The organism is Bacillus cereus group sp. BfR-BA-01492 (assembly GCF_022662815.1).
GTDB lineage: Bacteria > Bacillota > Bacilli > Bacillales > Bacillaceae_G > Bacillus_A > Bacillus_A cereus_BD.
This window is the reverse complement of the sequence record NZ_JAKUEH010000001.1, coordinates 523,825-546,831: the sequence shown is the minus strand read 5'-3', so window position 1 is coordinate 546,831 and position 23,007 is coordinate 523,825. Positions and strand designations below refer to the sequence as shown.

The window sequence follows — 23,007 nt, the reverse complement described above, 5'->3', positions numbered from 1 at the left end:
TGAGAGCTCATAATTAGTGGGGGATGAAGACCCTCACTAATTAAAATTTCATTTTATCGGTTTTAGAGTAATTAGTATACGTGTTTTCGGTTTTCTGCATGGCTAGAGATGAGTAGTAATGCAGATTCTTCCCCAATATTCCGAACAATATGAGGCACGCAAGCGCTCCAAGAAAATGAATCACCTTCTTCTACGATCGCAATATCTTCTCCATGCTGTACTTCTAATTTTCCACGTAAAACGAGATGACATTCTTCCCCTTCATGAGCGTTTGGTTTATTTTTTTTCGGGAATCCAACAGGAATCTCTACTAAAGATAAGCGCAGACCACCTTGTTCTGCTACATGTTCAATTCTTTGCTGATCTTTTCCGTATACGCTATATTTCCGCTCTTCTTTTTTAACAATTTTCATGCGATTTTTTTGTTCAAGCAATAAATAAGGAAGAGGAACATTTAGGAAATTGGAAATCGTTTCTAAAGTTGAGATAGATGGTGAAGTTTTATTATTTTCAACCTGGCTCATAAATCCTTTAGAAAGTCCTGTCCCTTCACAAATTTGGGCGATTGTGATGCCTCTGCGTTGACGAATTTCGCGTATTGCAGAACCAATATTCATAAAATCAATCTCCTTTTTGTAAACAACTATTTGTATCATAGCAAAAAAAAATTATTTTTTCTTAAAAAAAATGAATTGACGAATAAAAAATTTTATTGTATGTTTTGTAATGTTAATAAAAGTTTTATATAACAAAACTATAAAGGAGAGAAAGAAATGAATCAACGTATTGGTAATTTAATTATTCGTATCGTGTTAGGAGTAACGTTCTTCATGCACGGTTTAGTAAAATTCCAATCAGGAATTGAAAATATTGCAGGATGGTTTACAAGTATCGGTTTACCTGGTGGCCTTGCTTATGGTGTAGCAACAATGGAATTGGTTGGCGGTTTATTATTAATTATCGGTCTAGGTGTAAGATATGTTGGACTACTATTTGCAATCATTATGCTTGGAGCAATTGTAAAAGTAAAATGGTCAGCTGGTCTATTAGGAGATGGGAAAAATCCTGGTTTTGAATTAGATCTTGCACTATTAGCAATGGGACTTCATTTATTTATTGCGAAAGCTGATGGGTTTATAGATAATTTCTTAAAAGCAACTGTATTTAAAAAAGACTAATCTTATCGGGGGTATAACAATATGAGCTTTCAGCTTCATCCCAACACAGCACTTGGTATTGTTCATCTATACGTATCAAATATAAAAAAATCACGAGAATTTTATACGAATGTATTACAATTCAAAGTCATTCAAGAAGAAGAGACAATCGTTATACTTGGTACAAATACAAATGAATCACTTCTTATAATAGAAGAACAAAAAGATGCTTTACCAAAACAGAGAAATCGAACTGGCCTATATCACTATGCAATTTTATTACCGACGAGACAAGATTTAGCAAATGTGCTGCGTCATCTTGTAGAGAAGGTATATCCGTTGCATGGTGGAGCGGATCATTACTTTAGTGAGGCTCTTTACTTAGCTGATCCAGATGGGAATGGAATAGAAATTTATCATGATCGCCAAAGAGAAGTATGGCGCGATGAAAATGGAGAGCTCCCGTTTGTTAGTAACCCGTTAGATGGTGAAGGATTATTACAGCAAGGAGAGGCATGGAGTGGGTTCCCGAGTGGTACAGTGATGGGACATATTCATTTCCATGTATCTGATTTAGAAGAAGCAAGACAATTTTATGTAGATGGTCTAGGATTTGATGTAACGATTCCACCTCGAAATGGTGCGTTGTTTGTTTCTGCTGGTGGATATCATCATCATGTCGGTTTAAATACATGGCAAGGTGAAGGAGTGCCACCACAAATGCCAAATTCTATCGGCTTGAAATATTTCACAATTGTATTAGCGAATGAAACAGAAACAGAAAAGGTATGTAAAAGCTTAAAAGATATTGGTGTTATTGCGACGTACAAAGAGGGAGTATTACAAGTTGAGGATCCATTTGGCCATCGTATTCGCTTGATTACAAAAGAAGAAGCCTAAGCGGCTTCTTCTTATTTTTTTATAATCGCTTTTTCATTCTGCAAAAAGAGGTCATCAAATTGTTTTGCTAAATCAAAATCAAGTTTTGTTAGTCCTTTTGCATTCCATGATGACAAAGTGATAATCACTGCTTTATACTGAATAAGGATAAATGGATGGTGATTATGTTCTTCTGATAGTTTGGCGGCTTCAGAGACAAATTCGACACCTTTTAAGTAGTCGGAAAACATATATTTTCTTTCAATCCATTTTTCATCTTTCACTGTCCATTTATCTAGCTTCTTTAATTCCTCTTGTACTTCATGATCTGTTAATCGTTGCATTATTTCTCACATCCTTTATTGGAAGTAAAGCAAGTCCATTATGGATTAAACGTTGTACAGATTCATTTTCTGTAAATGTAGAGAGTTGTTGCAGTAAGAAAGAGGCTGTTTTTTGATCTTTGTTATGTTCTACAAGTAACTCTAATATTTCAAGGCGGAGTAGCCATTCTTTTTTATAGAATTGATTTAATACTTCATGTATGGCTACTAATTGTTCTACATCTGAATCTTGCAGCTCACCTTTATTTCGAATATCTCGAACCGTTTGATACATACGATCTAGCTCTGATAGTGAAAGTGGTGCGGGGGTTTTTTCTATTTCTTCATCCATAGGGAAGAATGAAGCTGCATCGGCTGCACCTGGGAATACAGATGTAATGTTAGAACCAACTGCCATATCAAAAGTTCCCCATGAAGCATCAAATAATAAGCGATCTTTATAAACAACAGTGCAATTTGTAAAGGAAATAAGAATGACTTTCTCATCCTGTTTTATAATATCAGTTACAGTTCCTTTTACGTGAACACCACTTGCAAAGGAAAAATCAGCATTGTTTCCAATTCTAATGCCTAATGATTGTAAAGATTCCTCTGTACAATCTTCTAGTGCTATATTGTTTTGTAATAAACCAATTGGTGTACCAAATCCATCTTCATGTACAGCTGTTGAGTGATGAGGCAGTTGCTTATGATTGAATGCTAAAGCTGTTGGTATACTTGTTTTCAGATAAATTACTTCACCAACCTCATTTTGCACCATTTCTGAGAATGTGCCTGTAATTTGTAAACCACTACTTAGTTCAGCAGTCGCTATGTTTTCAGAGCGAATTGCTTTTTCTAATCCTTCCGCACCACCCGTCTTAAAAGCCATTGTTTTAGAAAATGCTTCAAGTGCTTCTATCAGTTCTTCAAATGACTGACAGACAAATAGTTGCGGCTGCATTTTCGTCACATCATATGTTGTCTTTATGCAAGCTTCGATCGAGAATGGCACTTTTTCAACAGCATCTGTTAAACAATACTTACTTTCGCCTACAGAAGATAGTAGACCAGCTCCGTAAATTTTAGGGTTGTCTAAGTCGCCAATCAGTCCATATTCAACTGTCCACCAAAAAAGGCGAGAAATTTGTTCCGCTTCTGATACACCTGAAACTAGTTTTTGTTTTTCGATTACTTCTTTTTCTGCTGCTTCAATTTCTTCAGGTGTAGAAGTTGGACTTTCTTTTACAATGGTGAGTGTGCGAACTGCTTCAAAGGCATCATGCTCTTCTTTTGTTGAGAAAGCTTTTGCTCCAATTTGTCCAAAGCGTTTTACATACTTAGCATATGTAGGATCAAGTAAGATTGGAGCATGACCTGCTGCTTCATGAACGATATCAGGTGCTGGTGTATATTCAATATTTTCTACTTTGCGAATATCTGTTGCGATTGGTAGTAAACCATGACCTTGGAAGTCAAAAAATGCGACTCCGGGAATTAGACCATCAATCGTTACAGCTCCCCATCCGCTTGGTGCTAAACATTCATTCATTTCTTCCACTTTTGGAATTGCATCTATATTAATACCAGATGATTTTAATCCGTTCACATAAGCTGGATGAGCCACATCTTTTAAAAAGTTATGGTTTTGCCTCATAATATAGCGCCATACAGCGTGATTAATGGGTGTGTATTGATCATAATGCTGCTTAGACACAAATGGCTTTAAATGAGCTGGAATTTCTGTCTTCTTTTTCATTTCTACATCCTCCTTTTTTCTCTCATCAATTGGTTATGAGTTCTTTCTGTCAGTAGAAATTCACTGAAATATCGTCCTTTATAAAATGTATCACCACCATTTTAAAAATGTAAACGCTTATAAAAATTTTATCATAAGATTCCGAATTGTTTAACATTTGTTTTGTGAGAAACAAAAAAAGTTAGTATTGGATCATTTGATAGAGGGAGATGAAATAGCGATACCCCTATTTACCCTTCTATTTTAGGATAGCTTACTTGGTGAAGTTTCGTACGGAGTAGAGAGTGAAGAAAACACCACGGATAAAAATTTTATCTTATCTAAAATATAGCGATGGGGGAATGATAAGGAGGACGAATAATAGGGGGATAAAGAAAATGTGTAAAAAGTGGTTTTTTCTTATAATTTGTATGTTTTATTTATATGGGAGTATTTCTACTGTTCAAGCGGAAACAAAAGATATAAAAGTAGCTTTTATCCGCGATCATAATTTATGGGTAAAAATAAACGGTAAGGAAACACAAGTAACAAACGGAGAATATATTACAAAACCGAAATGGTCGCACGATGGGAGATGGATTGCATATGCAAAGGGGAAAGAACAAAATCTGCTCGAATTGTACCGCATTAAGGATGGGAAAAAAATTGTGCCATCTCAAACAGAGGCACGAAATTATCAATGGTCGCCGACAGACAACATCATTGCGTTTAAATTTACAAAGACATTAAATATATTTGATGCAGAAAAAAAGAATGCCACATTTGAAAATGTATCAAGCGGCACCGGAGACTATGCATGGTATCCAGATGGAAAGAGATTCCTTGTTTCATCTGAAGCCCAGCTTCTTCCAACAGGTTGGACAGGGGCGCAATTATACAAAGTACAAAAGGAAGCTCAACTGAACCCAAAGAAAATAAAACATTTGTATTCACTACCGAGTATGCAGGAGGATTTCTTTGCTTATGTTGCAAGTAAATTTACGTGGTCTCCAAACCGAAAGTGGATTGCTTTTTTAGCTGTGCCAACAGCTTCATGGTCTGCTGATAGCAACACGCTTTGTCTTTTGAAAGCAGATGGAAGGGATTTTACAAAAATAGACCAAATGTTATTAAATAGTAGCTGGATACAATGGGCACCATCAAAAAATACATTAGCATATATTGAAGGAAGCGGGAGATTCGCTGTTAAGAATAAGCATTTAAAAGTAAAAGAATTGCCAGCGCTTCAACAAGAAACGTTTACTCCTAAAGGATATGTGGATTGGGATTTTACATGGCATAATAATGAGCTGATTACACTTTCAAGAGCGAAAGAGATGAATTGGGAAAATGAAGAAGAAAAGAGAGCTTTGCCTTCATTATATCAAGTGAATATTGAAACAAATCAACAACGTCAAATCACAATTCCTCCTCAAAAGTATGGTGATTATCATCCAGTTTATATAAGGAATCATAAGTTAACATGGATGCGTTCTAATCGAAAAAAGGCAGAGATGTGGTTGGCGAATGAGGATGGATCAGCAGCGAAGAAATGGGTTAAAAATATAGATGTCCCTCAGTCGTATTATGAAAAATGGGATTGGGAAGAAGTGATTTCTGTTAAGGAAGTTTAAGAAACCCACCTAAAATATACTTTTAGGTGGGTTTCTTCTAATTATTTATGCGTTTTATTTGGCTTCTTCTTTCCAGGGTTTCCATTTCCTTGCCGCTTTCTATTTTGCTCATCCTTTGCTTGCTTTTCATGCAATGTGTTTAAGTAATCATTTGAACTATTCATGAATGATTCCTCCTCAAAGTTTCGTGTTCTCTCTGTTACTATAACCAATTGTGGTAGAAATGATGATTAGAGGTTTAGGGAGAGATAAATGATTGTATTTATGAAATTTTTTGAGGAGAATATTGTAAGTGGAAGGGATTAGGATGTTGCTATTGAAACTAGTATGACAATATATATTGAATTTTATATAGAGGAGGTGAGAGATGAACCTTTTTTTGTAAGGCATGGTCAAGGAGTACATACCAAAAATGTGCCAATAAGTTTGCAAATCGAGCATCCTTATTTGACAACAGAAGGGAAGCAACAAACGCTGTTACTTCGAAAGAGTTTACCGCTGAATGAAAATGATGTGCTAATTGTAAGTCCGACACTTCGAACTTTACAGACTGCGGAAATTTGGAGCTCGCAAGTATTTTGTCGAAAAATAACTCATCCCTGTATTTCACCGCGTATTTTTCCATACCGAAAAGAAGCAAGAACTTTGCCATGTGATCAGTTGTTAAATCGGGAGCTCATTCAAAAGTTATTTCCTAATTTTTTAGTAGGAGATAGTAAGAATAATCTGTTACGGAAAGAAGGAATCAATACAATATTAGAACAAGACTTTATGAATATAGCGGATGAATGCATAAAATGGTGCTATACATTACATGCAAACAGAATTTGTCTTGTTTCTCATGATGGAACAATTACAGCATATAGGCAGTATTTGCAAAAGAAAATATTGACAAGAGAGGATTTTTTAGAAGAAACAGGTATATATGAATTAAAGTTATGAACGGAGGGAGTATATGAATATTGCATTAGTAGTCGGTGATTATTCCGATCTAGAAGCACAATCACTGCGATCGACACTTGAGTATTTTGGGGCGAGAGTGATTACCTATTGGATTGGGCGACCGCGAGATTTGATGGAAGTCCTTTCGGGAGAAGTTTTGTATGACGATATACATTATATTGTTTTTTGTTTCCATGGCGACGAAGGAGAAATGATAATGAGAGAATTAGCTGAAGAAGTATATGAAGAAAATGAACCGAGAGGAAACTTTGGCGTAACGGAAATTAGCAAATATGCAAAATTGCATAATAAGCATATTTTTAATAATGGATGTACATTAGGAAATAGAAAACTTGCAGAAGCATTTCTAAATAGCGGAGCAAAATCTTATATCGGTTCGGTAGATGATGTCGATGGAAATGCAGCATTAATGTTTATCATTCGCCTATTTTATGGGTTAATGAATCATAAACAAACAATCACGGAAGCATTTCAAACAGCGAAAACAATAGATGATGAAACGTATACTTTCCAATTATATAGATGAGAAAATGGCGTGCTTATTCCATATAGGATGAGCACGTTTCACATGTATTACATCATTTTTCACATTCTTTTAATGAAAACAATTATCAATTGTGGTATGATATTTTCAAGTTTTTATATGTAATAGAAGTAACTATATAAATATTAGCTTTAGATGTTTTATATAATTGTCACAAACTATTCATAATTAACATTTTAAAAATAAGTAACTAATGTTATTATATTTTATGTAACTAAATTAATTACAACTATAGGAGGAAGAAATGTTTATTCAATTTTTAAGAGAAAACAAAGCAGTTTCTTTTGTATTAGCGATTATTCGTGTTTATCTTGGTTATACATGGCTGATGGCTGGGATCGGTAAATTACAAGGAAAGGGATTTGATGCGACAGGGTATTTACAAGGAGCCATTGAAAAATCAAAAGGAGCACAACCGGCTGTACAAACTTGGTGGGCGTCATTTTTACAAGATTTCGCAATTCCGAATGTAGATCTATTCAATACGCTTGTAACATGGGGAGAAATTCTAGTTGGAATAGGCTTAATTGTAGGTTGTTTAACAAAAACAGCTATCTTTTTTGGTCTTGTAATGAACTTTTCCTATATGTTTAGTGGGTCTATTGGTGTAAATCCGCAAATGGTTATTTTATCTATGCTTATTCTTGTTTCGAGTATGAATGCTGGCAAACTGGGACTTGATGGCTGGATTGTAGCAAAATTATTCGGTTCAAAACTAAAAAAACGACAGAAACAAGCTGCTTAATATAGGAAAAGGGTATCTCATATACGGGATACCCTTTTGATTATTTTATTGGTGAAATAGGTTTTTTTTCAAAGAACTCTTTTACATACCCTACAAATTCTTCCGGCTCTTGACGGAATGGAGCATGATAGCCTTTTTCGATAATATGGAAAGTGCTATTTTTCAAGAATTGATGATATGTTTCTCCTTCTTTCCAAGAAACGCTATTGTCATTTCTTCCCCAAATAATTAAGGTCGGAGTGGTTATTTCCGCTGCATTAATATTTAGACGGCGGGGCCATAATTTCATTTTGTTGTAATGTGCTTCATCATTTCGTTTAAATTTCACTTTATTTTCATCGTAATCGGTAATAGAAGAAACATTGCTTAAATCTGCAGATAACTTTGGTTTAGGTGATCCGTTTTTATTCGTTAATGCAGCAGCGCCTGTAGCATCTGCTAAAATAAGGTGCGTGACTGCTTCAGGATATAAATATGTTAAATTGAGAGAAATTTCTCCCCCCATAGAATGGCCGAGTATCGCAAATTTATCATAACCTAGTTTTTTCATTAATTTATAATATAAATTTGCGTGAGTTGGGAAAGAATAGTAAAAATCCATCGGTTTTGATGATTTTCCAAATCCTAAAGCATCAACAGCAATAATTGTATGATCTTTTGCTAAATCTGAGTGAATTTTTTGAAAGCCATCTGATGATCCGCCGAAACCATGAATCATAAGTAGCGGAGGTTTTTTGTCACCGATTTGTTTAAAATAAATGGTTTGTCCATCTATTTCTACCATTTTTTCATTGGTAGTGACTGCAACGGTGAGGATATCTTTTGCTTGTTTTACCGGTTTTTCTGCCACGCTACATGATGCGAATAGCATAAGAGCAAGACAGCTGACGATGTAGCATTTTATTTTATTCAAAGGTGTGTCCCCTTTCTAGCATAAGGCTGCATCTATCATAGTAAATAGCATATCACGATTTCCAGGAAGGTGTCTTCCATTTCTGATCATAAGTGGAGAACGTAATGTTTCCTGAAATTGTTCATTTTGTAAGTAAGTGCGAAATGTGATTTGTGATTGCAGGACATCAATCCGAATCACGCCATTCCACATTTGAGAGATTTGTTGTAACAATTGAATAGCATCTTTTTCCTTTTTCGCGATAAGAGGTGTTACACATAGAATATTTCCTTTTTGTATACATAGTGTAAAGGCATCTATAGTACCATTCGTTTCTAGTTTGAGAGAGAATGCTATTCTAGGTAGTAATAATGAATAAAGTTGACGTCGATTGGCACCTGTTGCGGTTTGATCAAGCTGAACGATAGAGTCAAAATCGCGTGGTGCAATTGTCTTAAAATGGGGGGATTTCATAGTTGGATTTGTAACGAGTTTTTCAAACCGATGGACATTTGTTATTGTTTCAAACCCAAATGATTGATATAAAGGTACGCCGACGTCGGTAGCAATAAGAATAGTAGGAAGAGAAGAATCGGTTAATTGTAAACAATGTTCTAGTAAGGCGCGGCCTATACCTTGTCTCTGAAAATTTGGATGAACGATTAATATACCGATAGAAGAACATGCTGGTTGAAAGGGGAATACCCCGCTAGCGGCAACGAGTTTTTTATTTTTTATATAGCCTAATAATATCCCGATTGAAAGATATAATTCAAATTGTTTTTGCATGAAAGATTTAGGTTGCAACCATCCAACGGACTCACAAAGGGATAGTAAATCTGGAATGTTCCATTTGTTTAATCGTTGTATTTTCATAGAATCGCCCCTACTTCTTTTTAGTAAATAAACTTTAGTTATGAAAGCCATTTCGATTTATACTGCTTGTTTTGTCCAAAATGGATATAAATATTTTATCACAAGGAAAGGAAGATACACTCGTCTATTGTAAAGGTCAAAACACTTGATAGGAAAGGACAAAATTATACAAATTATAACGATAATTTACATAACTTAACAAAATATTTACGTGAGACTAATCTTTTCTTAACAGTTTTTCAGTAGATTGGGTAGTGGGAACTGAATAATCTGTTGGGGGGACAAAAAAGTGAAGAAAATGATAAAGAAAGCATGGCCATTTGCCGTTGTTGCATCGTTAGCAATTACTTCAGTGGCAACGTGGAACTTTACACATTCAGAAACAATCAAAGCAGATAGTAAGGGGTATAACGCGAAAATTAAGAACGTTATTGTATTAATTGGGGATGGTATGGGCCCTTCTTATATGACAGCTCATCGTTATATGAAGGATGACCCAAAAACATTTGAAATGGAGCCGACAGAATTTGATAAACATCTTGTAGGGACGCAAAAAACATATCCAGAAGATGAGCATGAAAATATTACGGACTCTGCATCGGCTGCAACAGCAATGTCAGCTGGTATTAAAACATATAATGCAGCGATTTCGGTTGATAATGATAAAACGGAAGTCAAAACCGTGCTTGAGCAGGCAAAAGAGCAAGGGAAAGCAACAGGATTAGTTGCAACTTCTGAAATTACACATGCAACGCCAGCTGCGTTTGGTGCTCATGATACGAGCCGTAAAAATATGGATGGTATTGCAGATGATTACTTTGATGAAAAAATTAACGGAAAACATAAAATAGATGTTATGCTTGGTGGCGGCATAAAAAACTTTGCGAGAAAGGATCGTAACCTTACAGAGGAATTTAAAAAATCTGGTTATAGTTATGTAACAGATCGAGAGCAATTGTTACAGGATAAAAACGATCAAATTCTTGGTTTATTTGCACCAGGTGGCTTAGATAAAATGATTGATCGTAATGATCAAACACCTTCATTAGAAGAAATGACAAATGCAGCAATTGATCGCTTAAAGAAAAATGATAAAGGCTTCTTCTTGATGGTAGAAGGTAGCCAAATCGATTGGGCTGGTCACGATAATGATGTCGTTGCAGCGATGAGTGAAATGGAAGACTTTGAAAAAGCATTTAAAGCGGCAGTTGAATTTGCGAAAAAGGATAAGCATACGTTAGTTGTGGCAACAGCTGACCATTCTACAGGAGGCTTCTCTTTAGGGGCAAATGGTGAATATAACTTTAAAGTAGATCCTCTGAAAGCTGCTAAACGTACTCCGGATTTCATGGCAAATGAAATTGCAAAAGGTGCCAATGTAGAAGAGACATTGAAAAAGTATATTGATTTAGAACTAACACCAGAAGAAATTCAAGCAGTAAATGATGCTGCTCCGTCAAAAGATGTGACGAAGATTGATAACGTAATTGAAAATATCTTCAATAAGCGATCTGTTACGGGATGGACAACAGGCGGACATACTGGTGAAGATGTAAATGTATATGCATTTGGACCAGGTAAGTACTTATTCTCAGGTGTTCAAGAAAATACAAACTTAGCAAAACGTGTTTTTGATATTGTAGGCGGCGGTGATTCAAATAAAGGTAGACGCTAATTGTGAAAAAAAGCGGGGCAATTTGCCTCGCTTTTATATTTTTTAGAAGGAAAAGCACGGATTACATTTTCACATTATAATGGCAATGAAATTTGATTTGTACATGCTTCAATTTCATCGATATCTTGGCGAATGGTTGCCATTTTATTATCCAGCTCTTCAGCTTTCATGGCAGCATCATGTAGTTCATCCTTTAAATAATCAGGGATATTTCCTTCATATTTATAATAGAGCTTATGTTCTAAGCTTGCCCAAAAATCCATTGCAAGTGTACGTAACTGAATTTCAGCAAAGACATCCTTTGTACCAGAATTCAATAATAATGGATACTTAATGATCATATGTAAACTTTTATACCCATTTTGTTTCGGAGTGGCTATATAATCTTTTACCTCTACGACTTGCATATCTTCACGATTTTCAATCACTTGTTTTAAATGATAAATGTCTTCTACAAAGCAACATGTAATCCGAATGCCGATAATATCATGTAAATGTCTCTGAGCATTTGCGATTGTTGGGGCTAAATTTTTACGTTCCAACTTCTTTATAATACTTTCAGGTTGTTTTAGCCGTGTTTTTATATGTTCAAACGGGTTATAGTCTTCTAGGAACTGAGCTTCCCGATTCATAATTTCAAATTTTGTTTTTAGCTCTTCTAAAGCAAATGTATATGGTAATACAAATGTTTTCCAATAGTTAACAGTTGATTGGTTATATTCCATTTATATACACACCTTTTTCATATTTACAACTCAGGTTGCTTATTATACTAAATACCAAATCATATAAGCACATGCTGCAAATGATGAAATCATGAAACGATATTTGGTTTTCATATGCTTTAACTCCTTTCTTCTCCATTTTTCTATATCAATTTAAAAAATTGTTAGCAAATTGATTATGTACAAGTTTAATAGTAATAGATTGATGTGAATTTCGTATGAACTAATTGTTTCAGTTTTTTGTTTTTTGGATAATGAGTGCAAGAATTTCTTGAGTTTGAGATATTTTAATTGTATTCTTACACATGATAGGTTGAATAATCTTTGTATTTGTATATTAAGGAGGAGCAATCATGAATTTTGAAGAATTAGCAAATGCTAGACGATCTGCGATAAAATTTTTAAAAGATATAGAAATTCCGGAAGAAGATTTTAAAAAAATATTTGAGCTTACAAAACTTTCACCTTCTTGTTATAATTTGCAACACGCACACTATATTGTAATTCGTAATCAAGAGCGTAAAGAAAAATTAAGAGAACTTGCTTTTGGACAATATAAAGTTTCAAGTGCATCAGCTGTTGTTATTGTATGTGGAGATAAGAAGGCATATCAAAACGTTGAAAATATTTATTTTGGCATGAAAGTGTTAAAGATGATTGACGAATGCGAGTATATAAATACTGTACAGAAAACGAAAGATTTATATGAAGGAAGAGGAGAGCGCTTTATGGAAGATGAAGCGATTCGTAATGCTTCATTAAGCGCAATGACCTTTATGTATGCAGCAAAATATTATGGGTATGATACATGCCCAATGATTGGATTTGACGAAGAAGCAATGAAAAAGGAATTAAATATTCCGGATCATTTGATGCCAATGCTTATGATTACAATGGGAAAAGCTGATACTAGTAAAGTAAGAGCGCGTGGATATAGAAAACCAGTTGGAGAATTTGTTACTTATGAATCATTTTGATTCATAAGTAACTTGTTGTAAATTATAAAATATATATAATATGCATAGAAAATTTTTCGTATGTAATTGACAAAAGGGATGTTTCTGTATACGATATAAATCGTAATGATTACGTTTTAGTTGCGAACTTGAATCAGAAAGGAGGGTTACATATGCGTGTTAATATTACATTAGCTTGTACAGAATGTGGAGATCGTAATTATATTACAAAGAAGAATAAACGAAATAATCCGGAACGTATCGAATTAAAAAAATATTGTCCACGATTAAAGCGAGTAACATTGCATCGTGAAACGAAGTAAGGCAGCTAGAAATATCTAGCTGTTTTTTTATAGATGTCCATTCTTTTTTATGGAATAATAAAAGGGATAGACATGGAATGGGAGAGGGTATGATGGAGGAAAACGATCAAAAAAGAAAAGAGCAAGTTGCACATATTATTGAAATTCCAGACGAATATGTGCTTGTTGTAGATGATGAAAAAATGAACGAAAAGGTACATCTCCTTTGGTGGGAGAAATGTGGTAAGCCTGAGGAAAGCATTCAAGTATGTTTGCGGAAAGAGGATGGGGAATTATTAGAATTATCTGTTCGTAAAGAAACGATGCAAAAACTAAACGGAATTGCGGAATCAAAAGCGAAGGAAATTGCAGATGTATTTATAAAAAAACATGCACCTTATATACATGGAGAGTGTAACTTTATATATGTAACTTCAAAAAAAGAGTGTATTGCCGTTGAATATAAACAAGAAGTACATGGATGCCCTTTACCTCGAACGGGTTGCGTAGTGGAAATAGATCTACTCGGAAATATTATCACATTTAGAAATGAAGGAATAAAAGAAAGACCAGCTTGGCCGAGTTCCATTATTAAGAAGGAAGTTATTTTAGACAAATTGCGAAAAAAACAGGAAGTGGAACTTGTTTTTGTACATCTTTCTCATGGATGGCTTGCATATGAGAATCGCGAAATGAAGGATGGATACAATCTTGTATACGAGCCGATTACAGCACATGCTTTTATAAATCCGTGCACAGGAGCAGATTTACATGATAGAAGTCATTATATCATTGAAACAGCCCCATTGCCGTCTTTGAAAGAAAAAGTGGAAGTGGCAACAGATGTTTATAAACTACTGCATATAGATACGACAAAAATGAAAAAAGTACATGAAAAGATGGAAGGAAGAGAACTGACAAGTGTTTGGACAAAGTTGTCAACGGAAGAAAGGCAGCGAAAAGATAACGATAAATCTTTTGATACATATTGTAGACAACACATTCCTATCTTGCAATATGAAGAGGCAACGACTATAACAATGGATCAAGAGACAAATCAATTGCTTACATACTGTAAGTGGGGAAAGACTGCGTGCGAAGAACCAATATTAACACGTGAGGAATGTTTGGAAAAAGCATTGCAATTTTTAGGGAAAGTGTTTCCGAATTTTGAAGAATACCTTCGCATTTGGAAGAACCAAGAGGATGATGAGGACCCAGGACATTTTAATTTTTATGTGTATGTGAATGGGATTCGTATTGAAGGTGAGATGGTGAGAGTCGTTGTCGATGCATCATCAGGAGAAGTAGACATGTATCGTGGCGTAGCGCAACATGTAATTGAACAGCTACTCAGTTATGACACAAATGTAAAAGTGAATCAAGAAACAGCATTATCTATTTATTGTCAAGCGCTTGATGTACGATTGAAATGGTTTGAAGAATGTGAGACAAATCCGCCTCAATATCAGCTTGTCTATGTGCAAACGACCGGGAAAATGAGCGAGGGATATGGTGCAGATTATGAAAATAGAAAAGAAATTCGCTATATTGATGCACATACAGGAGAAAAGATTTGGAGTAAGTAAGTTTACAAAAAAAGTTCACCGAGAGCTCTTGATGGACTATTTGTCTCTCTCTCAAATAGTAAGTGAATTGGTTTTAATGGAATTTAAGTATTCTTTTTTCTATAGCATATCATCATCCCCTACCGTAAAATCGTAAGCACGTTAATGTTCACCTTCTCCACGCACAGGCAATATGTTTTAATGATGAATTTTCATATTTCAATGGGTACAGACACAAACAACTTCACGCCCACATACATATAGTAAAGACCACTATTTTGGCGGGGGTGAAGGGGTTGAGTTTATTCGCCGCAATTGGATATATGGTTCGTGAAGTGTTTGTGTTTGTTTCTTATGTAAAAAACAATGCGTTTCCACAACCATTGTCACCAGATGACGAAAAAAAGTACTTAGAGTTAATGGAGCAAGGGGATGCTCAGGCGAGAAACTTATTGATTGAACATAACTTGCGGCTTGTAGCCCACATTGTTAAGAAATTTGAAAACACAGGTGAAGATGCAGAAGATTTAATTTCAATCGGCACGATCGGACTTATTAAGGCGATTGAAAGCTATTCAGCAGGAAAAGGAACAAAGCTTGCAACATATGCAGCACGCTGTATTGAAAATGAAATTTTAATGCATCTCCGTGTTTTGAAGAAAACGAAAAAGGATGTTTCACTTCATGACCCGATTGGGCAAGATAAAGAAGGGAATGAAATCTCACTTATCGATATTTTGAAATCTGAATCAGAAGATGTGATCGATATGATTCAACTTAGTATGGAGTTAGAAAAAATTAAAGAGTATATTGATATTTTAGATGAGAGGGAGAAAGAAGTCATTGTAAAGCGTTTTGGACTCGGACTGGATAAGGAGAAAACGCAGCGGGAAATCGCAAAGGCACTTGGGATTTCAAGGAGTTATGTATCAAGAATTGAGAAGCGGGCACTGATGAAAATGTTTCATGAATTTGTGAGGGCGGAGAAAGAGATGAAAGCAAAGGAATAAGAAAAAGGAACGACTGCCGTGTCAATGCAGTCGTTTTTCTTTTGATGAAGGTGATAAAAAGCGAAACGAAAAGAAGAAATATATGTTCACTGTTGAAAATGATGGATTCTATCTGTAATATTAGAAGGTGCTAACGAATTTATCCAACAGTAACGGGCAGTAAGACTTTTATTTTAGATTGAAAGAAAAATAAAGATGATAGATAGGAGTCTGGTTGTCTGTAATCGCTTGATTGGTAAAGGTTCATAATCAGCGGGAGAGGGAAAATCTTGCTGCTTACAGTTTCACTTTATGAAAGAGGTCATATTTTTCTTGTATAATATGTAGACTGTCTGTAATAACGTAAAAGTGTTTATTTAGATAAACGGCATGATATCGCAAGAAAAGAAGGGAAAGCTATATGTAATTGTTACTTTAAGAGTGATTAGGAGGTTTCGCAGTTTGCGACGTACATTATATCGACTGATGATCGAACTTACAAATGGGCGTTTTACTTCTTATATATTACGTAAATTTGCACAATCTCGTTTCAGTTCTATTATTATTCCATCTTATGCAAAAGTGTTTCAAATTAATCAAGATGAGATGGAAAAAGATTTAAAAGAATATCGAACGTTACATGAGTTGTTTACACGTAAATTAAAAGAAGGAAAGCGAATGATTAATACAGAGGCAGCAACTGTTGTTAGCCCTGTTGATGGAATTTTTGCGGATTTTGGATCTATCGAAGAATCGAAAACATTTGATATTAAAGGAAAGCGCTATTCGATTGTAGATATGCTTGGCAATGAAGAAAGAGCAAGTCGTTATGCCGGCGGTACATATATGGTGATTTATTTAAGTCCAAGTCATTATCATCGCATTCATAGTCCACTTTCCGGTATTGTGACAGAGCGGTTTGAGCTAGGGAAAAAATCATATCCTGTAAATGCAGCAGGCATGAAATATGGGAAAGAACCTTTGTCAAAGAATTATCGTTCTGTTACAGAAGTAGATAGTGAAGGAAAGCATATGGCGCTAGTAAAAGTAGGAGCTATGTTTGTAAACAGTATTGAACTTCTTCATAAACGAAACACTGTTCAAAAAGGTGAAGAGATGGCATACTTTACATTTGGTTCGACAGTTGTTCTGCTGTTTGAACAAGGAATGATCGAAGCTGTTTCAACGTTAACAAGCGGTCAAGAACTCCGTGTAGGCGAAAAGATTGCAACTCGATTAACCTCATAGTAGTGAACAGTAGAGGTCTATAATAAGCTTGTATGGACTCAAAGAAGTGAGATGTGTCAATGTGTCTAATGAAAGTTCCTGAAAGTTGGAAAGTTCATTTTAGTTAAGAGCCATCTTACCGATGGCTCTTTTTACAAATAAGGCATTATTTTATATGTACTTAAGAAGATTTGACAAGCTTGTCCTCTAATGAACGTCTAATGATTTCTTGTTTTATAAGTAAAATAAAGTCAGGATTTAATTTTAGTTCTTTTGCTTTATAATAAGACTCAGTGAGTAATTCGGTAGATAACTGTTCTATATGATTTGTATTCAAGATGAGTCACCTCCTAGTAATTAAGGATAGGTTCTTTGTTGCATCTAATGTATCAAAAAAATATGACGGTCACAAACGTATGGTTATCCACAAAGTGTCGTGGATAAATTGTGTATAAAATGTTAATAATTTCTAAATTGATTGAAATATTAATGTGGAAAATGTGTACAAGTTTATCCACATGCTGTCTATCGAAAAATGTTGTCGAAAAATTTTATAAAAAATCCTCAAAGAGGTGAAAGAAATTGAAACTATTTTTACCAAATGAATACGTGAAAAACGTATATCATGTTCAACCAGAAGAGCTAAAAAAACGTGGAATTAAAGGCGTTATTACAGATTTAGATAATACGTTAATTGAATGGGATCGTCCGAATGCCACGCCACAGCTTGAACAATGGTTTTTGAACATGAAGGAACAAAACATTCAAGTGACGGTTGTGTCAAATAATAACGAAAAACGAGTAAAGGATTTTGCAGAACCACTTGGAATTCCATTTATTCATAGTGCACGTAAGCCGTTTGTTCGTGCATTTAAACGTGCAATAGAACGAATGAATTTGAAGCCAGAGGAAGTCGTAGTCATTGGAGATCAGATTTTAACAGATGTATTAGGTGGCAATCGAGTTGGGCTACATACGATTTTAGTTGTACCAGTTGCACAAACGGATGGATTAGTAACGCGCTTCAATCGAAAAATTGAGCGAAGAATTATGAAAAAAATGAAGAAAAAAGGTTTAATTAATTGGGAGGAATAAAGTTTGATTGAAACAATTAAATGTATTGGTTGTGGTGTAGAGATTCAAACGGAAAGCAAAAATGAAGTTGGATATGCACCAGCTTCATCTTTGCAAAAAGAGCAAGTAATTTGTCAACGTTGTTTCCGTTTAAAGAATTATAATGAAATTCAGGACGTGTCGCTAACGGATGATGACTTTTTACGCATTTTAAATGGAATTGGCCAGTCAGAGGCATTAGTTGTTAAAATTGTTGATATTTTTGATTTTAATGGAAGTTGGTTACCAGGGTTACATCGCTTTGTTGGGAACAACAAAGTGTTACTTGTAGGAAATAAGGCAGATTTAATTCCGAAATCTGTAAAACATGATAAGATGAAACATTGGATGCGCTATAGTGCAAAGCAGCTTGGTTTAAAAGCAGAAGATATCTTTTTAATTAGTGCAGCGAAAGGACAAGGTATTCAAGAACTTGCAGAGGCAATTGAAAAGTATCGCAACGGCAAAGATGTATATGTGGTAGGATGTACAAATGTTGGGAAATCAACATTTATTAATCGCATGATTAAAGAATTTAGTGAAGAAACTGAAAATGTGATTACAACATCTCATTTTCCAGGAACAACGTTAGATTTAATTGATATCCCATTAGATGATACGTCTTCTTTATATGATACACCGGGAATTATCAATCATCATCAAATGGCTCATTATGTTGGGAAGCAAAGTTTAAAAATAATTACACCAACAAAAGAGATTAAGCCAATGGTATTCCAATTAAATGAAGAACAAACATTATTCTTTAGTGGATTGGCACGCTTTGATTATGTGAGCGGTGGTCGTCGTTCATTTACTTGCCATTTCTCAAACCGTTTAACAATTCATCGTACAAAGCTAGAAAAAGCAGATCAATTACATGAAAAACATGCTGGGGAATTATTAAATCCACCAACTCCAGAGGAATTAGAAAGCATGCCTGAATTTGTGAAATATGAATTTAATATTCGTGAGCCAAAAACAGATGTTGTATTTTCTGGATTAGGATGGGTTACTGTAAATGAACCAGGAGCAAAAATTGTTGCTCATGTACCAAAAGGAGTTAGTGTTTCATTACGTAAATCTTTAATTTAAATGGAGAGAGATTTATGAAACAATTATATGGTGTAATCGGAAATCCAATTGGACATTCCTTATCACCGCTTATGCATAATGATGCATTTGAACATTTAGGAATAGATGCTCATTATCATGCGTTTCTTGTAGAAGAAGAGATGCTAGGGGAAGCTGTGAAAGGGTTAAAGGCGTTAGGAGTTTCAGGGATCAATGTGACGACTCCACATAAAGTTTCTATTATGAAATATTTAGATGAAATTGATCCGTTAGCAAAGCAAATCGGTGCAGTAAATACCGTTGTTCATCGAAACGGAAAGCTTGTTGGTTATAATACAGATGGAATTGGATATGTTCGTTCTTTGCAGTCTATTAGTAAAGAATCCTTACGTCACAAACGCATGTTATTACTCGGTGCAGGTGGTGCATGTCGAGCCATTTATTGTTCGCTAGTAGCTGCAGGCGTAAAAGAAATCGATATTGCCAACCGGACGGTAGAAAAAGCAAAGCAGTTGATTGCAAGTAGCAAAGAACGGGTTGTTTCAAATGCACTTTCACTAGAGCAAGCGACGGAAGCACAAGAGAATTATGATGTGATCATTCAAACAACAACGATAGGTATGCATCCACATGTACAACAGACGCCAATGCAAATTGGCTCTTTAAAACAAGGGGCAATTGTTTCTGATATTATTTATAATCCTTTTGAAACGAAGCTCTTACATGATGCGAAATCGAGCGGAGCGATTGTTCAAAACGGTATTGATATGTTTGTTTATCAAGGAGCACTTGCCTTTGAGATGTGGACTGGAATGATGCCAGACATTAATAGAATGAAACAATTAGTAATAAGAAAGCTTGGAGGATAATGATATGTTAACAGGAAAACAAAAAAGATTTTTACGTGCAAAGGCGCATCATTTAACACCGATTTTTCAAGTAGGAAAAGGTGGCGTAAATGAAAATATGATTAAACAAATTGCAGATGCATTAGAGGCTCGTGAATTATTTAAAGTGAGCGTATTACAAAACTGTGAGTTTGACCGCCGTGAAGTTGCAGAAGAACTAGCACAAGGTGCGGGAGCAGAAATTGTTCAGGTGATTGGAAGTACAATCGTTTTATATAAAGAATCAAGAGAAAATAAGCAAATTCAACTCCCGTAATCGTCGAGGATTTATATAGGTTTTTTCCGAAAAAATGCTTATTGTAGATGAAATGAACATAAGTAAGCTTTTCCAAAAGATAAGCTCTTTTCATGTTTTTTGAGGGAGAAATTGAAACTTTAATCAGTAGAGGTTTGATTCCTCGCTGATTAAAGGCCCTCATGAATCGGGTTGCCCCAAAATAGCGGGATAAAATAAAGGAGGCATTTCCTTTGAAAAAGATCGGAATTATTGGTGGTACCTTTGACCCGCCGCATTATGGACATTTGTTAATTGCGAATGAAGTGTATCATGCATTAAAACTGGATGAAGTTTGGTTTTTACCTAATCAAATACCGCCTCATAAGCGGAATCGAAATGTTACAAGTGTAGAAAATCGACGAAAGATGTTGGAGTTAGCAATAGAGAATGAAGGCCATTTTTCACTTTGTTTAGAGGAGCTTGAGAGAGAAGGCCCATCTTATACATATGACACTATGTTACAATTAACGAAGAAGCATCCGGACACAACGTTTTATTTTATTATTGGCGGTGATATGGTGGAATATTTGCCAAAGTGGTATAACATCGAAAAACTACTTGAACTTGTAACGTTTGTTGGCGTTGCAAGGCCTGGCTATACTTTACAGACACCTTATAAAATTATGACGATAGAAATTCCGGAATTTGCTGTTTCTTCATCTTTACTGCGAGAAAGATATAAGAATAAGAAGACGTGTAAATATTTGCTTCCAGAACAAGTACAGTCATATATTGAGAGGAATGGGTTGTATGAATCGTGAAAAAGCTCTTGAGATTGTAAAAAAACAAATGCACGAGAAACGCTATATACATACGATTGGTGTAATGGAAACAGCGATTGAATTGGCTCAGCGATATGGTGTGGATGAGAAAAAAGCAGAGATGGCTGCTATTTTTCATGATTATGCGAAGTGTAAACCAATTCAAGAAATGGAAGATATTATCAAACGGACGGATTTGTCAAAAGATTTGCTTCAATATAATAAAGAGTTATGGCATGCACCGGTTGGGGCATACTTAGTAGAAAAAGAAGTAGGCATTACAGATCCGGAAATTTTGCAAGCTATTACATATCATACGAGTGGTCATGAGAAGATGACAATGCTTGATAAGGTTATTTATGTAGCGGACTATATTGAACCTGGACGCAAGTTTCCGGGCGTAGATGAGGCGCGGAAGTTAGCGCGGGAGGATATAAATAAAGCATTATTATTTGCATTAAAGCGTACGATTCAATTTTTAATGGAAAAGAACCAAACGATTTATCCGTTAACATTTCAAACGTATAATGCAGTTGTGAAGGAGGAAATTACTGGATGAATAATAAAGAATTATTAATGGTAGCAGCAAAGGCAGCTGATGATAAACGAGCAGAGGACATCGTAGTATTAAATATGCAAGGGATTTCACCAATTGCTGATTACTTTATCATTTGTCACGGGAATTCTGATAAGCAAGTACAAGCAATCGCGCGTGAAATTAAAGCGAAGGCACATGAATTCCAAATTGATGTAAAGCGTATGGAAGGATTTGATGAGGCGCGCTGGGTTCTTGTAGATCTTGGTGATGTTGTAGCTCATGTATTCCATAAAGATGAGCGCGATCATTATAATCTAGAGCGCCTATGGGGCGACGTGCCGCGCGAAGATATTACAGAAGAGTTAAGCCAATGAGATATGAGCAATTTGCATTACTGTACGATGAACTTATGAATGATGTCCCATATGACAAGTGGGTAGAGTTTACAGAGGAGAGTTTGCAGCAGGTGGGGATGAAAGAAGCGAAAATCCTTGATGTAGCTTGTGGTACTGGGAATGTAACGCTCCCGCTTGTACAAAAAGGTTACGATATGACTGGTGTAGACCTTTCGGAAGAAATGTTAGCAGTTGCCCAGCAAAAATTAGGAGCAGAAGGGCATTTCATCCCATTTTATCAACAGGATATGAGAGAATTAGATGTTCCTGGAGAATTCGATTGTGTAACAATCTTTTGTGATTCATTAAATTATGTATTGCAAGAAGAAGGGATACAAGAAACATTTAAGAGAGTATTTCATCATTTACGGAAAGATGGTTTATTTTTATTTGATGTGCATTCTTTATATAAAATTCATCACATCTTTCAAAATGAAACGTATACAGTAAATGGAGAAGAGATAGCCCTTATTTGGAACTGTTTTCTTGGAGAAGTACCAGATAGCGTGGAACATGAATTATCATTCTTTGTCCAAGATTCAGAAGAAGGTGTATATCACCGATTTGATGAATATCATATGCAGCGTGCGTATCCGGTTGAACTGATTACGAAATGGCTTGAAGAAGCTGGTTTTTCTGTAATCCGTGTTACGGGTGATTTTGAACGTATGGAAGTAACAGAACAGACAGAACGCATCTTTTTTATGGTGAAAAAGAATGGATAAAACGAAAAGCAACCTATTCATTGGTT

28 protein-coding genes are annotated in these 23,007 nt (G+C 35.3%); 20 read left to right on the top strand and 8 right to left on the bottom strand.

Features of this window, described 5'->3' with window-relative positions; genetic code table 11:
* Positions 1-71: 71 nt before the first annotated feature.
* Positions 72-617, bottom strand: a complete 546-nt coding sequence (locus MR063_RS03090; RefSeq protein WP_242193284.1) for a helix-turn-helix domain-containing protein — start codon at positions 615-617, stop codon at positions 72-74.
* A gap of 156 nt (positions 618-773) precedes the next feature.
* Between MR063_RS03090 and MR063_RS03085 the strand changes: the two genes are divergently transcribed.
* Positions 774-1,178: a DoxX family protein gene (locus MR063_RS03085; RefSeq protein WP_242193282.1), complete on the top strand. Its 405-nt coding sequence runs from the start codon at positions 774-776 to the stop codon at positions 1,176-1,178.
* 21 nt (positions 1,179-1,199) lie between these two features.
* On the top strand, positions 1,200-2,057 hold the full coding sequence (locus MR063_RS03080) for a VOC family protein (RefSeq protein WP_242193280.1): 858 nt from the start codon (positions 1,200-1,202) through the stop codon (positions 2,055-2,057).
* A gap of 11 nt (positions 2,058-2,068) precedes the next feature.
* On the opposite strand, the gene MR063_RS03075 is transcribed toward MR063_RS03080, so the two are convergent.
* Both MR063_RS03075 and MR063_RS03070 read right to left on the bottom strand, forming a co-directional pair.
* Entirely contained in the window at positions 2,069-2,383 is a 315-nt protein-coding gene (locus tag MR063_RS03075; protein ID WP_242145522.1) for a 4a-hydroxytetrahydrobiopterin dehydratase, read from the bottom strand.
* On the bottom strand, positions 2,358-4,118 hold the full coding sequence (locus MR063_RS03070) for an aromatic amino acid hydroxylase (protein WP_242193279.1): 1,761 nt from the start codon (positions 4,116-4,118) through the stop codon (positions 2,358-2,360). The genes MR063_RS03075 and MR063_RS03070 overlap by 26 nt, the downstream gene beginning before the upstream one ends.
* A 377-nt stretch (positions 4,119-4,495) precedes the next feature.
* Here MR063_RS03070 and MR063_RS03065 point away from each other — a divergent pair, with 377 nt between their 5' ends.
* Complete coding sequence (locus tag MR063_RS03065; RefSeq protein WP_396021814.1) at positions 4,496-5,731, top strand: TolB family protein; 1,236 nt, start codon at positions 4,496-4,498, stop codon at positions 5,729-5,731.
* Between the two features lie 41 nt (positions 5,732-5,772).
* On the opposite strand, the gene MR063_RS03060 is transcribed toward MR063_RS03065, so the two are convergent.
* The gene (locus MR063_RS03060) at positions 5,773-5,895 is read right to left on the bottom strand and encodes a DUF4023 domain-containing protein (RefSeq protein WP_041810033.1); all 123 of its coding nucleotides are present in this window, start codon (positions 5,893-5,895) and stop codon (positions 5,773-5,775) included.
* 163 nt (positions 5,896-6,058) lie between these two features.
* On the opposite strand from MR063_RS03060, the gene MR063_RS03055 reads away from it, so the two are divergent.
* The 3 genes from MR063_RS03055 (at position 6,059) to MR063_RS03045 (ending at position 7,983) form a co-directional block, all read left to right on the top strand.
* The gene (locus MR063_RS03055; RefSeq protein ID WP_242193276.1) at positions 6,059-6,673 is read left to right on the top strand and encodes a histidine phosphatase family protein; all 615 of its coding nucleotides are present in this window, start codon (positions 6,059-6,061) and stop codon (positions 6,671-6,673) included.
* A gap of 13 nt (positions 6,674-6,686) precedes the next feature.
* Positions 6,687-7,220 (top strand): CHAT domain-containing protein, encoded by a 534-nt coding sequence (locus MR063_RS03050; RefSeq protein WP_242193274.1) that lies wholly within the window; start codon positions 6,687-6,689, stop codon positions 7,218-7,220.
* Between the two features lie 262 nt (positions 7,221-7,482).
* On the top strand, positions 7,483-7,983 hold the full coding sequence (locus MR063_RS03045) for a DoxX family protein (protein ID WP_242145487.1): 501 nt from the start codon (positions 7,483-7,485) through the stop codon (positions 7,981-7,983).
* A 40-nt stretch (positions 7,984-8,023) separates the two neighbouring features.
* Here MR063_RS03045 and MR063_RS03040 read toward each other — a convergent pair whose 3' ends face one another.
* Together MR063_RS03040 and MR063_RS03035 are read right to left on the bottom strand one after the other, a co-directional pair.
* Positions 8,024-8,854 carry an alpha/beta fold hydrolase gene (locus MR063_RS03040; RefSeq protein ID WP_242193343.1) on the bottom strand — a complete coding sequence of 277 codons (831 nt, stop codon included), beginning with the start codon at positions 8,852-8,854 and terminating at the stop codon, positions 8,024-8,026.
* A gap of 57 nt (positions 8,855-8,911) precedes the next feature.
* Positions 8,912-9,751, bottom strand: coding sequence for a GNAT family N-acetyltransferase (locus MR063_RS03035; protein ID WP_242193273.1), 840 nt, complete (start codon positions 9,749-9,751; stop codon positions 8,912-8,914).
* A 289-nt stretch (positions 9,752-10,040) separates the two neighbouring features.
* Between MR063_RS03035 and MR063_RS03030 the strand changes: the two genes are divergently transcribed.
* A complete protein-coding gene (locus MR063_RS03030; protein WP_242193272.1) occupies positions 10,041-11,426 on the top strand; it encodes an alkaline phosphatase in 1,386 nt (461 codons plus the stop codon).
* Between the two features lie 74 nt (positions 11,427-11,500).
* Here the strand turns inward: MR063_RS03030 and MR063_RS03025 are convergent, their stop codons facing one another.
* The gene (locus MR063_RS03025) at positions 11,501-12,151 is read right to left on the bottom strand and encodes a GTP pyrophosphokinase (RefSeq protein ID WP_242193271.1); all 651 of its coding nucleotides are present in this window, start codon (positions 12,149-12,151) and stop codon (positions 11,501-11,503) included.
* A 353-nt stretch (positions 12,152-12,504) separates the two neighbouring features.
* Between MR063_RS03025 and MR063_RS03020 the strand changes: the two genes are divergently transcribed.
* The 5 genes from MR063_RS03020 to MR063_RS03000 all read left to right on the top strand — a co-directional run bounded on the left by MR063_RS03020 (position 12,505) and on the right by MR063_RS03000 (position 17,214).
* On the top strand, positions 12,505-13,128 hold the full coding sequence (locus MR063_RS03020; RefSeq protein ID WP_242193270.1) for a nitroreductase family protein: 624 nt from the start codon (positions 12,505-12,507) through the stop codon (positions 13,126-13,128).
* 152 nt (positions 13,129-13,280) lie between these two features.
* Positions 13,281-13,430 carry a 50S ribosomal protein L33 gene (gene rpmG, locus MR063_RS03015; protein WP_001265619.1) on the top strand — a complete coding sequence of 50 codons (150 nt, stop codon included), beginning with the start codon at positions 13,281-13,283 and terminating at the stop codon, positions 13,428-13,430.
* 92 nt (positions 13,431-13,522) lie between these two features.
* Complete coding sequence (locus MR063_RS03010) at positions 13,523-14,998, top strand: YcdB/YcdC domain-containing protein (RefSeq protein ID WP_242193269.1); 1,476 nt, start codon at positions 13,523-13,525, stop codon at positions 14,996-14,998.
* A gap of 275 nt (positions 14,999-15,273) precedes the next feature.
* Complete coding sequence (sigK, locus tag MR063_RS03005; RefSeq protein WP_012095529.1) at positions 15,274-15,987, top strand: RNA polymerase sporulation sigma factor SigK; 714 nt, start codon at positions 15,274-15,276, stop codon at positions 15,985-15,987.
* 441 nt (positions 15,988-16,428) lie between these two features.
* Entirely contained in the window at positions 16,429-17,214 is a 786-nt protein-coding gene (locus MR063_RS03000) for a phosphatidylserine decarboxylase (RefSeq protein WP_242145361.1), read from the top strand.
* Positions 17,215-17,374: 160 nt separating this feature from the next.
* Here MR063_RS03000 and sda read toward each other — a convergent pair whose 3' ends face one another.
* Positions 17,375-17,530: a sporulation histidine kinase inhibitor Sda gene (gene sda, locus MR063_RS02995; protein ID WP_012095527.1), complete on the bottom strand. Its 156-nt coding sequence runs from the start codon at positions 17,528-17,530 to the stop codon at positions 17,375-17,377.
* Positions 17,531-17,775: 245 nt separating this feature from the next.
* On the opposite strand from sda, the gene MR063_RS02990 reads away from it, so the two are divergent.
* The 8 genes from MR063_RS02990 to MR063_RS02955 all read left to right on the top strand — a co-directional run bounded on the left by MR063_RS02990 (position 17,776) and on the right by MR063_RS02955 (position 22,981).
* Complete coding sequence (locus MR063_RS02990) at positions 17,776-18,288, top strand: YqeG family HAD IIIA-type phosphatase (RefSeq protein ID WP_242145360.1); 513 nt, start codon at positions 17,776-17,778, stop codon at positions 18,286-18,288.
* Positions 18,289-18,291: 3 nt separating this feature from the next.
* Positions 18,292-19,398: a ribosome biogenesis GTPase YqeH gene (gene yqeH, locus MR063_RS02985; RefSeq protein WP_242145359.1), complete on the top strand. Its 1,107-nt coding sequence runs from the start codon at positions 18,292-18,294 to the stop codon at positions 19,396-19,398.
* A gap of 14 nt (positions 19,399-19,412) precedes the next feature.
* Complete coding sequence (gene aroE / locus MR063_RS02980) at positions 19,413-20,246, top strand: shikimate dehydrogenase (RefSeq protein ID WP_242193268.1); 834 nt, start codon at positions 19,413-19,415, stop codon at positions 20,244-20,246.
* A gap of 4 nt (positions 20,247-20,250) precedes the next feature.
* A complete protein-coding gene (yhbY, locus tag MR063_RS02975; RefSeq protein WP_012095523.1) occupies positions 20,251-20,541 on the top strand; it encodes a ribosome assembly RNA-binding protein YhbY in 291 nt (96 codons plus the stop codon).
* A gap of 212 nt (positions 20,542-20,753) precedes the next feature.
* Positions 20,754-21,323, top strand: a complete 570-nt coding sequence (locus MR063_RS02970) for a nicotinate-nucleotide adenylyltransferase (protein ID WP_242193266.1) — start codon at positions 20,754-20,756, stop codon at positions 21,321-21,323.
* Entirely contained in the window at positions 21,313-21,882 is a 570-nt protein-coding gene (gene yqeK, locus MR063_RS02965; RefSeq protein ID WP_242193264.1) for a bis(5'-nucleosyl)-tetraphosphatase (symmetrical) YqeK, read from the top strand. Before MR063_RS02970 ends, yqeK begins: the two co-directional genes overlap by 11 nt.
* On the top strand, positions 21,879-22,235 hold the full coding sequence (rsfS, locus tag MR063_RS02960) for a ribosome silencing factor (RefSeq protein WP_242145355.1): 357 nt from the start codon (positions 21,879-21,881) through the stop codon (positions 22,233-22,235). The genes yqeK and rsfS overlap by 4 nt, the downstream gene beginning before the upstream one ends.
* Complete coding sequence (locus tag MR063_RS02955) at positions 22,232-22,981, top strand: class I SAM-dependent DNA methyltransferase (protein ID WP_242193261.1); 750 nt, start codon at positions 22,232-22,234, stop codon at positions 22,979-22,981. The genes rsfS and MR063_RS02955 overlap by 4 nt, the downstream gene beginning before the upstream one ends.
* The last annotated feature ends 26 nt before the right edge of the window (positions 22,982-23,007 follow it).

What these genes read in the sequence shown, in the direction of transcription:
- MR063_RS03040 (WP_242193343.1), bottom strand. Translation starts at nt 8,854, where the DNA reads ATGCTATTCGCATCATGTAGCGTGGCAGAAAAACCGGTAAAACAAGCA.
- MR063_RS03050 (WP_242193274.1), top strand. Translation starts at nt 6,687, where the DNA reads ATGAATATTGCATTAGTAGTCGGTGATTATTCCGATCTAGAAGCACAA.
- rpmG (WP_001265619.1), top strand. Translation starts at nt 13,281, where the DNA reads ATGCGTGTTAATATTACATTAGCTTGTACAGAATGTGGAGATCGTAAT.
- MR063_RS03080 (WP_242193280.1), top strand. Translation starts at nt 1,200, where the DNA reads ATGAGCTTTCAGCTTCATCCCAACACAGCACTTGGTATTGTTCATCTA.
- MR063_RS03025 (WP_242193271.1), bottom strand. Translation starts at nt 12,151, where the DNA reads ATGGAATATAACCAATCAACTGTTAACTATTGGAAAACATTTGTATTA.
- MR063_RS03085 (WP_242193282.1), top strand. Translation starts at nt 774, where the DNA reads ATGAATCAACGTATTGGTAATTTAATTATTCGTATCGTGTTAGGAGTA.
- MR063_RS03090 (WP_242193284.1), bottom strand. Translation starts at nt 617, where the DNA reads ATGAATATTGGTTCTGCAATACGCGAAATTCGTCAACGCAGAGGCATC.
- MR063_RS03060 (WP_041810033.1), bottom strand. Translation starts at nt 5,895, where the DNA reads ATGAATAGTTCAAATGATTACTTAAACACATTGCATGAAAAGCAAGCA.
- yqeK (WP_242193264.1), top strand. Translation starts at nt 21,313, where the DNA reads ATGAATCGTGAAAAAGCTCTTGAGATTGTAAAAAAACAAATGCACGAG.
- rsfS (WP_242145355.1), top strand. Translation starts at nt 21,879, where the DNA reads ATGAATAATAAAGAATTATTAATGGTAGCAGCAAAGGCAGCTGATGAT.
- MR063_RS03065 (WP_396021814.1), top strand. Translation starts at nt 4,496, where the DNA reads ATGTGTAAAAAGTGGTTTTTTCTTATAATTTGTATGTTTTATTTATAT.
- yhbY (WP_012095523.1), top strand. Translation starts at nt 20,251, where the DNA reads ATGTTAACAGGAAAACAAAAAAGATTTTTACGTGCAAAGGCGCATCAT.
- MR063_RS03035 (WP_242193273.1), bottom strand. Translation starts at nt 9,751, where the DNA reads ATGAAAATACAACGATTAAACAAATGGAACATTCCAGATTTACTATCC.
- MR063_RS03010 (WP_242193269.1), top strand. Translation starts at nt 13,523, where the DNA reads ATGGAGGAAAACGATCAAAAAAGAAAAGAGCAAGTTGCACATATTATT.
- MR063_RS03055 (WP_242193276.1), top strand. Translation starts at nt 6,059, where the DNA reads ATGACAATATATATTGAATTTTATATAGAGGAGGTGAGAGATGAACCT.
- MR063_RS03070 (WP_242193279.1), bottom strand. Translation starts at nt 4,118, where the DNA reads ATGAAAAAGAAGACAGAAATTCCAGCTCATTTAAAGCCATTTGTGTCT.
- MR063_RS03045 (WP_242145487.1), top strand. Translation starts at nt 7,483, where the DNA reads ATGTTTATTCAATTTTTAAGAGAAAACAAAGCAGTTTCTTTTGTATTA.
- MR063_RS03020 (WP_242193270.1), top strand. Translation starts at nt 12,505, where the DNA reads ATGAATTTTGAAGAATTAGCAAATGCTAGACGATCTGCGATAAAATTT.
- MR063_RS02955 (WP_242193261.1), top strand. Translation starts at nt 22,232, where the DNA reads ATGAGATATGAGCAATTTGCATTACTGTACGATGAACTTATGAATGAT.
- aroE (WP_242193268.1), top strand. Translation starts at nt 19,413, where the DNA reads ATGAAACAATTATATGGTGTAATCGGAAATCCAATTGGACATTCCTTA.